General features: G+C 71.6%; 9 protein-coding genes. 4 read left to right on the top strand and 5 right to left on the bottom strand.

The window, feature by feature from the left end:
• The 3 genes from B7767_RS05805 to B7767_RS05795 all read left to right on the top strand — a co-directional run.
• The coding region (locus B7767_RS05805) for an SDR family oxidoreductase (RefSeq protein WP_085571176.1) at window positions 1-718 on the top strand (718 nt) is incomplete at its 5' end.
• Window positions 719-770: 52 nt separating this feature from the next.
• A complete protein-coding gene (locus B7767_RS05800; protein WP_085571175.1) occupies window positions 771-1,775 on the top strand; it encodes a Gfo/Idh/MocA family oxidoreductase in 1,005 nt (334 codons plus the stop codon).
• On the top strand, window positions 1,772-2,788 hold the full coding sequence (locus B7767_RS05795) for a Gfo/Idh/MocA family protein (RefSeq protein ID WP_085571174.1): 1,017 nt from the start codon (window positions 1,772-1,774) through the stop codon (window positions 2,786-2,788). The genes B7767_RS05800 and B7767_RS05795 overlap by 4 nt, the downstream gene beginning before the upstream one ends.
• A 54-nt stretch (window positions 2,789-2,842) precedes the next feature.
• Here the strand turns inward: B7767_RS05795 and B7767_RS05790 are convergent, their stop codons facing one another.
• The 5 genes from B7767_RS05790 to B7767_RS05770 are packed head-to-tail and all read right to left on the bottom strand — an operon-like array spanning window position 2,843 to window position 7,801.
• Entirely contained in the window at window positions 2,843-3,859 is a 1,017-nt protein-coding gene (locus B7767_RS05790; protein WP_085571173.1) for a Gfo/Idh/MocA family protein, read from the bottom strand.
• Between the two features lie 28 nt (window positions 3,860-3,887).
• On the bottom strand, window positions 3,888-4,790 hold the full coding sequence (locus B7767_RS05785) for a sugar phosphate isomerase/epimerase (protein ID WP_073936858.1): 903 nt from the start codon (window positions 4,788-4,790) through the stop codon (window positions 3,888-3,890).
• A 1-nt stretch (window position 4,791) separates the two neighbouring features.
• Entirely contained in the window at window positions 4,792-5,703 is a 912-nt protein-coding gene (locus B7767_RS05780) for an ATP-binding cassette domain-containing protein (protein ID WP_085571172.1), read from the bottom strand.
• Window positions 5,704-5,708: 5 nt separating this feature from the next.
• On the bottom strand, window positions 5,709-6,785 hold the full coding sequence (locus B7767_RS05775) for an ABC transporter permease (protein WP_085571171.1): 1,077 nt from the start codon (window positions 6,783-6,785) through the stop codon (window positions 5,709-5,711).
• Entirely contained in the window at window positions 6,785-7,801 is a 1,017-nt protein-coding gene (locus B7767_RS05770; protein WP_085571170.1) for a sugar ABC transporter substrate-binding protein, read from the bottom strand. Before B7767_RS05770 ends, B7767_RS05775 begins: the two co-directional genes overlap by 1 nt.
• 317 nt (window positions 7,802-8,118) lie before the next feature.
• On the opposite strand from B7767_RS05770, the gene iolC reads away from it, so the two are divergent.
• On the top strand, window positions 8,119-9,090 hold a 972-nt coding region (iolC, locus tag B7767_RS05765), incomplete at its 3' end, for a 5-dehydro-2-deoxygluconokinase (RefSeq protein WP_085571169.1).

Raw genomic sequence — 9,090 nt, 5'->3', positions numbered from 1 at the left:
GGCCGTCGCGCGGGCCGCGGTCCGCGAGGGGGCGGTCGTGGCCGTGAGCGGGCGGCGGCCGGAGCCGGGTGAGGCGCTGGTGGCCGAACTGGCCGCCGCGGGCGGCAAGGCGATGTTCCTACGGGCCGACCTGGCGGACGCCGGGCAGGCCAAGGCGTGCGTCGCGCGGGTGGTGGAGGCGTACGGGCGCATCGACTGCCTGGTGAACTCCGCCGGCCTGACCTCGCGCGGGACGCTGCTCGACACCACGCCCGAACTGTTCGACCAGCACATCGCGGTCAACCTCAGGGCACCGTTCTTCGCCATGCAGGCCGCCGTCGCCGACATGGTGCGGCGCGCGGCACCCGGCACGGTCGTCAACGTCATCACCTCCTCCGCGCACGGCGGGCAGCCGTTCCTGGCGCCGTACGTCGCCGCGAAGGCGGGGCTGATCGGCCTCACCCGGAACGCGGCGCACGCCCACCGCTGGGACCGGATCCGGATCAACGGCCTGAACATCGGCTGGACCGCCACCGAGGGCGAGGACGCCACCCAGCGCGCCTTCCACGGCGCCGGGGACGACTGGCGCGAACAGGCCGCCGCACGGCTGCCGATGGGCAGGCTCGGCCAACCGGACGAGATCGCCGACTTCGTGGTCCTGCTGCTCTCCGACCGTTCCGGGGTGGTCACCGGCTCCGTGATCGACTGGGACCAGAACGTCCTCGGCGGCCTCGACTGACCTCCCCGCACGCCCCGCTCGTACGCACCCGCAAGCAAGGAGCACCGCCCCCATGCGCATCGGAATCCTCGGCCTCGGCCGCATCGGCGCCTTCCACGCCGAGACCCTCTCCGGGCTCGGCGCCGTCGAGTCCCTCGTCGTCTCCGACCCGTTCACGGACGCCGCGAAGGCCGCCGCCGAACGGTTCGACGCCGAGGTCGCGGACTCCCCCGAGGCCCTGCTCGCGGCCGGGGTGGACGGCGTGGTCGTCGCCGCCGCGACCGACGCCCACCCCGCGCTGATCCTCGCCTGTGTGGAGGCGGGCGTGCCCGTCTTCTGCGAGAAGCCGGTGGCCCGCACGATGGCCGAGGGGGTGGCGGTACTGAAGGCGGTCCAGGACCGTGACGTGCCGGTCCAGATCGGCTTCAACCGCCGCTTCGACGCCGGCTTCGCCGCCGCGCGGGCCGCCGTACGCTCCGGGGAACTGGGCAGGCTGCACACCGTGCGCTCGACCACGCTGGACCCGGCGCCGCCGCCGGCCGCGTACATCGCCGCGTCCGGGGGCATCTTCCGGGACTGCTCGGTGCACGACTTCGACGTCATCCGCTGGGTGACCGGCCGCGAGGTGACCGAGGTGTACGCGGCCGGCGGCAACCGGGGCGCCGACTACATCAGGGAGGCGGGCGACGCCGACACGACCGGCGCGGTCCTCACGCTGGACGACGGCACCCTCGCGGTGGTCTCCAACAGCCGCCACAACGCCCGCGGTTACGACGTCCGCATGGAGCTCCACGGCTTCGCCGACTCGATCGCGGTGGGGCTGGAGGACAAGCTGCCGCTGCGGTCGGTGGAACCGGGCGTGACCTTCCCGGCCGGTACCCCCCACGACTTCTTCATGGACCGGTTCACGGCCGCCTACCGCACCGAACTCGCCGTGTTCACCGAGGTCGTGGCCGGTACCCGCCCCTCGCCGTGCACGGTCGCGGACGCCCTGGAGGCGGGCTGGGTCGCCGAGGCGTGCACACTGTCGCTGCACGAGCACCGTCCCGTCACCGTCGAGGAGGTACGGCAGGCATGAGCGAGTCCGGCCGGGAACCCCTGCGCATCGGAATCCTGGGAGCCGCGCGGATCACCGAGCGCTCCCTCGTCGCCCCGGCCCGGGCGGGTGGCCACCGCCTGGTCGCGGTGGCCGCCCGCGACCGTGCCCGCGCCGAGGCGTTCGCCGCGGCCCACGGCGTGGAGCGGACCCTCGGCTCGTACGCCGAGCTGCTGGCCGACCCCGAGGTCGACGTCGTCTACAACCCGCTCGCCAACGGCCTGCACGGCCCGTGGAACCTGGCGGCGCTGAGGGCCGGCAAGCACGTCCTGAGCGAGAAGCCGTCGGCGAGCAACGCGGCGGAGGCGGAGGAGGTGCGGGAGGCGGCGGCGAAGTCCGGCACGGTCTTCATGGAGGCGTTCCACTACCTCTTCCACCCGCTCACCCTGCGTCTGCACGAGCTGCTGGCCTCCGGTGAGCTGGGCGAACTCCGTCATGCGGAGGCCATGGTGGCGATCCCCGCGCCGGAGGCCGGCGACCCCCGATGGTCGCTGCCGCTGGCCGGCGGTGCCCTGATGGACCTGGGCTGCTACAGCCTGCACGCGCTGCGCGTGCTGGCCCCCTGGGCGGGAGGCGCACCGCGCCCGCTGTCCGCGCGGGCCGGTGAGCGGGAGGGCGCGCCCGGCGTGGACGAGTGGCTGGACGCCGACCTGGAGTTCCCGTCCGGCGCGACGGGCGGCGCCCGCTGCCACATGGCGTACGGCCGGCTGGAGATGAGCATCCGTCTCGTCGGCAGCCGGGGCGAGGCGACGGCCCCGAACTTCGTGCTCCCGCAGATGGACGACCGCATCGTCGTCCGCACTCCGGACGGCGAACGCACGGAACGCCTCGGCACGCGGTCGTCGTACACGTACCAGCTGGAGGCGTTCGCCGCCCGGGTGCGCGCCGGTACGGCGCTCCCCCTGGACGCGGACGACGCGGTGACGACCATGCGGTTGATCGACGCGTGCTACGAGGCCGCGGGGCTCGCCCCGCGGCCTCGTAGCACGGTCTGACGGCCACCTGGCCGGGGCGGTCGTTCCGCCGAGCGGAACGACCGCCCACGGCACCTACCGGTACAGCGCGGGCTTCTCCACCAGGTCGACCTCCACCCGGCCGCCCTCCTCCAGCGCCCGCACCCCCGCCTCGCACACGGCCGCCGCGGCGTAGCCGTCCCATGTGCCGGGGCCGGTGACCTCGCCGCGCCGTGTGGTGTCGACCCAGGTCTGGATCTCGTCGTCGTAGGCCTGGGCGAAGCGTTCGGTCCAGTCCTGGGCGATGGTGCCGCCCCAGCGGCCGGCCGTGCTGGTGACCAGGGCGTGGCCGTCGCCGATGCGGGCGGTGCCGCGTTCGCAGACCACCTCGGCCTGCACCTGGTAACCGAAGCCGCAGTTGACGAAGATCTCGACGTCGCTGAGCGCGCCCCCGTCGGTCTCCAGGACGACGAACTGCGGGTCGCGCAGTCCCTCGGGGGCGCCGGAGGAAGGGGTGGGGCTCAGGACCGTGACGGCGGTGATCTCGTGGCCGAGGAGCCAGCGGGTGGCGTCCACCTCGTGGGCCACGGAGTCGGTGATGAGCATCGCACTGGTGAAGAAGGGCGGGCCGGCCACGTTGCGGTGGCGGTTGTGCAGCATCAGCGGGCGGCCCAGTCGCCCGGTCTCCAGCAGGGCCTTCAGGCGCACGTACTCGGTGTCGTAGCGGCGCATGAAGCCGACCTGGACCCTGCGGTGGCCGAGGGCCTGTTCGGCCTCCATGACGCGCAGGGCGGAGGCCGCGTCGGGGGTGAGCGGCTTCTCGCACAGGACGGGCAGGTCGTGTGCGAACGCGGTGAGCAGGGCGGCCTCGTGGGCCGGCCCGGAGGAGGCGATGAGTACGGCGTCGACGTCGGCCGCCATCGCGGCGGCCGGGTCGGTGTGGGCGGTGCAGCCGTCGACGCCCGCGGCGACGGCCTCGGCCCGTTCGGCGTCGATGTCCACGACGGCGGTGACCCGCGCGCCGCTGACGACCCGGTCGATACGGCGTACGTGGTCGGCGCCCATCCGGCCGGCGCCGATGACGGCGACGCGCAGTGGCTCGCGCCGGTTCATGGCTCTCGCCTCCCCTTCGTCGGGCTCGTCAGGCCCCGCAGGAGCGGAGGAACTTGCGGGTCCGTACGGCGATCGGCAGCGGCTTGTCCGGCTCGCAGGGGTACATGTCCTGCTCGACGATCGCGAACAGGTCCACGCCCAGTTTCTGCGCGGCCGTGAGGACCGGGCCCAGCTCGGGGACGCCGGCGGGCGGTTCGCACATCACCCCGCGCTGCACGGCCGGCCCGAACGGGACCTCGTTCTTGACGACGTCGGCGAGGATCTCCGGGTCGACCTGCTTGAGGTGGAGGTAGCCGATGCGCTCGCCGTAGGTCTCGATCAGCTTGACGCTGTCACCGCCGCAGTAGGCGTAGTGGCCGGTGTCCAGGCAGAGGTTGACCAGGCCGGAGTCGGTCGAGTCGAGGAAGCGCTCGACGTGCTCCTCGGTGTCGATGTGGGTGTCGGCGTGCGGGTGGACGACGATGTCCAGGCCGTACGTGTCCCGCACCTCGCGGCCGAGGCGTTCCATGCCCTTGGTGAGGTGGCCCCACTGTTCGGTGGTGAGCTCCGGGGCTTCGAGGATCTCGGCGGTCTTGTCGTCGCGCCAGAAGGACGGGATGACGACGAGGTGCTTCGCGCCCATGTCGCGGGTGAGCGCGGCGACCCGGCCGACCTGCTCCCAGGTGGTGTCCCATTCGGACGGGCCGCGGTGCAGTCCGCAGAAGATGGTGCCGGCGGAGACCTTGAGGCCGCGCTTCTTCACCTCGTCGCCGAGGCGGGCCGGGTCGGTGGGGAGGTAGCCGTAGGGGCCGAGTTCGATCCAGGAGTAGCCGGCCTCGGCGACCTCGTCGAGGAAGCGCTGCCAGGGCACCTGCTGCGGGTCGTCGGGGAACCAGACGCCCCAGGAGTCGGGGGCGGAGCCGACCCGGATGCGGTCGAGCGCGACTGCCATGTCAGGACTTTCCTTCCGGAGTTGCGGCTGCGGGGGCCTGGAGGTCGTTCTCCTCGGGGAGTTCCTCGGTGTCGACGCCGCCGACCTGCGCCAGCTCGTGCTTGAGCGCGGCCAGTTCGGCGCCGCCTGCCATGTGGTTGGTCAGTTCCTCGAGGCCGACCTCGCTGCGGGGGGCGGACAGTTCCATGGTGCCCAGGCGCAGCACGCTGAAGTGGTCGCCGACCATGTAGGCGTGGTGCGGGTTGTGGGTGATGAAGATGACGCCGAGGCCGCGGTCGCGGGCCATCGCGATGTACTTCAGGACGACGCCGGACTGCTTGACGCCGAGGGCGGCGGTCGGCTCGTCGAGGATGAGGACGCGGGCGCCGAAGTAGACCGCGCGGGCGATGGCGACGCACTGGCGCTGGCCGCCGGAGAGGGTGCCGATGGGCTGCTCCAGGTCGTCCAGGACGATGCCCATGTTGCGCAGTTCCTCGTCGGCCGTCCTCTTCATCCGGTCGATGTCGAGGCGGCGGACGGGCCAGGGGCCCTTGGTCATCTCGGAGCCGAGGAAGAAGTTCCGCCACACCGGCATCAGCGGGACGACCGCGAGGTCCTGGTAGACGGTGGCGATGCCCTTGTCGAGGGCCTCGCGCGGGGTGGAGAAGCGCACCGGCTCGCCGTCGACGAGGAACTCGCCCTCGGTGTGCTGGTGCAGCCCCGAGATGATCTTGATGAGGGTGGACTTGCCGGCGCCGTTGTCGCCGAGGACGCAGGTCACCCTGGCGGGGTGGACGGTGAGGTCGACGCCGTGCAGGGCGCGGATGTTGCCGTAGGACTTGCCGGCGGCGCGGAGTTCGACCAGGGGCCGGCCGCCGTCGGGTGCGGTGTCCTCGCGGACGGAGCCGTGGGTGCCGGGGGTCTTGTCGGTCATTGCGGTCACCTCCGGGTCGCCTGGCGCTGGACCCACAGATTGATGAGGACGGCGCCGAGCAGCATCACGCCGAGGAAGGCCTTGAACCAGTCGGGGTTCCAGCCGGCGTAGACGATGCCCTGCTGCACCATGCCGAACATGAAGGCGCCGAAGACCGGGCCGATCGCGCTGCCGGCGCCGCCGGTCAGCAGACAGCCGCCGATGACCGCCGCGGCGATGTAGATGAGCTCCTGGCCCACGCCCTCGCCGGACTGCACGGTGTTGAAGGAGAACAGGTTGTGCATGCCGACGAACCAGGCGCCGAAGCCGACCAGCATGAACAGGGAGATCTTGGTGAAGGTGACGGGGACGCCGACCGCGCGGGCGCTCTCCTTGTTGCCGCCGACGGCGAAGACCCAGTTGCCGTACTTGGTGCGCAGCAGCACCCAGGTGGCGAGGGCGGCGAAGACGAGCCACCACACCACGGTGATCTTCACCTGGACGCCCGCGACGTCGAAGCTGGAGGCGAAGAGGGCCTTGGCCTGGTCGAAGCCGTCCATGTCGCCGACGCTGTCGGTGGCGACGTTGCCGGTGACCAGCTTGGTCACCGCCAGGTTCACGCCCTGCAGGATCAGGAAGGTGCCGAGGGTGACCAGGAAGCTGGGCAGCCCGGTCCTGACCAGCATCCAGCCGTTGAACGCGCCGATGCCCAGGGAGACCGCCAGGGCGACGATCACGCCCGTCCACACGTTCAGGGTGAGCTGGTAGCTGAGCATGCTCGCGGTCAGCGCCGAGGTCACGACGGCGACGCCGGCCGAGAGGTCGAACTCGCCGCCGATCATCAGCAGGGCCACGGGCAGCGCCATGATCCCGATGACCGACGACTGGTACAGGATGTTCGCCATGGAGCCGCCGTCCCGCACCGGCGGAGCGGCGAACAGGAAGAACACCATGACGGCCACGGCGCCGAGGAACACGCCGACCTCGGGACGGGCGAGGAGCCGCAGCGCGAGCGGACGCCGCACGGTGCGGCCGTCGCTCTGTTTCGGGCCGGGGGCCGGCGGTGGGTTCACCGCCGGCTCAGCCTGTTGGGCCATGGTCATCACCGAGTGCCCTTCGCGGCGTACTCGGAGACCGCGTCGACGTTGGACTTGTCGACGAACGCCGGGCCGGTCAGCACCGGCTGCTCACCGCCGCCGCTGTAGTTGCCGTTGTTCTCGTAGAGCCACAGGCCGTCGATGGCGAGGTAGCCCTGGAGGTAGGGCTGCTGGTCCACGGCGAACTCGATGTCGCCGGCCTCGATCGCCTTGGTCAGCTCCTTGTTGAGGTCGAAGGTGGCGACCTTCGCCTCGCTGCCCGCGTCGCCCACCGACTGCACCGCGGTCGGCGCGAAGGGCGCGCCGAGGGTGACGACGTAGTCGATGGAGGAGTCCTGCTTCAGCTTGGCGGTGATCGTCGACTTCACCGACGGCATGTCGGTGCCGTTGACGTTGAGGATCTGGGTCTCGCCCTCGAAGGTCTTCTTCACCCCGTCGCACCGCTGGGTCAGGCCGACGTTGCCCTGCTCGTGGACGACGCAGACGGCGTTCTTCGCGCCGACCTCGTTCAGCTTCTTGCCGAACGCCTCGCCCGCCACCGACTCGTCCTGGCCGAAGAACTCGAGCAGACCGAGGTCCTTCCAGTCGCTCAGCCCGGAGTTGAGGCCGACGACGGGGATGCCGGCCGCGTTCGCCTTGGCTATGACGGCCTTCAGGGCGTCCGGCTTGGCGAGGGTGACCGCGATGCCGTCGACCTTCTGGTCGATCGCGTTCTGCACCAGGGTGGCCTGGGTGCCGGCGTTCGGGTCGTTGCTGTAGACGAGGTCGACGTTGTCCTTGGCGGCGGCGGCCTCGGCGCCCTTGCGGACGATGTCCCAGAAGGTGTCACCGGGCGCCTGGTGGGTGACCAGGGCGACCTTCATGCGGGGCGTCGACGCCTTGCCCGCGGAGGCGTCGGCTCCGCCCTCCTCGGACTCCTTGCCCCCGGAACCGCTGGAGCAGCCGGCGAGGGTCAGGGCGGCTGCCGCCGCGACCGCGACGAACGCGATTCTGCGGGGGCGGGTGTGAGAAGAGCGGTCCATCTGTCCTGCACCTCACTGTGCTACGCGGGGAAAGGGCGGGAGTCCGAGGATCCGGTGCCCGGAGCCTCGGGAGTCCGGGGGTGTGCCGTGGAACACGGCTGTCGTGCTGGGACGCGATCCAATCCCCAGAAACGCCCGCTGTCAATACTTTGTTAAGACATCATTTCACTTACTAGTCCGAATGTAAGTACAAACTATTGACATCGATGCCCTTCGAGACCTACACCTGTGAGGCGGCAGGTCCCTGGAATCCACGCCCCCACCGTGGCAGGGCGCCCCGGGACCCGCATCCCCAGCAGCTCGAGGAGCGTCGCTCAATGGCCGGCTCACCACAGTATTTCGACTTGATCACCATGGGTCGCATCGGGGTCGATCTTTATCCACTGGAGACCGGCGTTCCGCTGGCGCGGGTGGAGACGTTCGGGAAATTCCTGGGCGGATCGGCCGCGAATGTCGCGGTGGCGGCCGCCCGGATGGGCCGTTCCGCGGCGGTGATCACCCGTACCGGTGACGACCCTTTCGGCACGTTTCTGCACGAGGCGCTGAAGGAGTTCGGCGTGGACGACCGCTGGGTCTCCCCGGTCGCCGCGTACCCCACCCCCCTCACCTTCTGCGAGATCTTCCCGCCGGACGACTTCCCGCTCCACTTCTACCGCCGCCCCAAGGCCCCCGACCTGGAGATCCACGCCGACGAACTGGACCTGACCGCCGTACGCGCGGCCGGCGTCCTCTGGGTCACCGGCACCGGTCTGAGCGAGGAACCGAGCCGCTCGGCCACCCTCGCCGCGCTGGAGGCCCGCGACCGGGCCACGACCACCGTCTTCGACCTGGACTGGCGCCCCGCGTTCTGGCGGGACCCGGAGCAGGCACGCCCGTACTACCGCGAGGCGCTGCGGCACGCCACGGTCGCGGTCGGCAACCTCGACGAGTGCGAGGTCGCCACCGGTGTGCGCGAGCCCGCGGCCTGCGCCGGGGCGCTGCTGGAAGCCGGGGTGGAGCTGGCCGTGGTCAAGCAGGGCCCGAGGGGCGTGCTCGCCGTGCACCGCGACGGCACCCGGGCCGAGGTGCCCCCGGTGCCGGTCGAGGTGGTCAACGGCCTCGGCGCGGGCGACGCCTTCGGCGGCTCGCTCTGCCACGGTCTGCTCTCCGGCTGGGACCTGGAGCGGACCATGCGCCACGCCAACGCCGCCGGTGCCCTCGTCGCCTCGCGCCTCGCCTGTTCGTCCGCCATGCCGACCGGGCCGGAGGTCGCGGACCTCCTCGCGCGGGCCGCGTCGCCGGACGCGGCG

Source organism: Streptomyces sp. 13-12-16, assembly GCF_002114215.1.
Lineage (GTDB): Bacteria > Actinomycetota > Actinomycetes > Streptomycetales > Streptomycetaceae > Streptomyces.
Note: the sequence above shows the minus strand (reverse complement) of the source record. Positions and strands in the feature narration are given on the sequence as shown.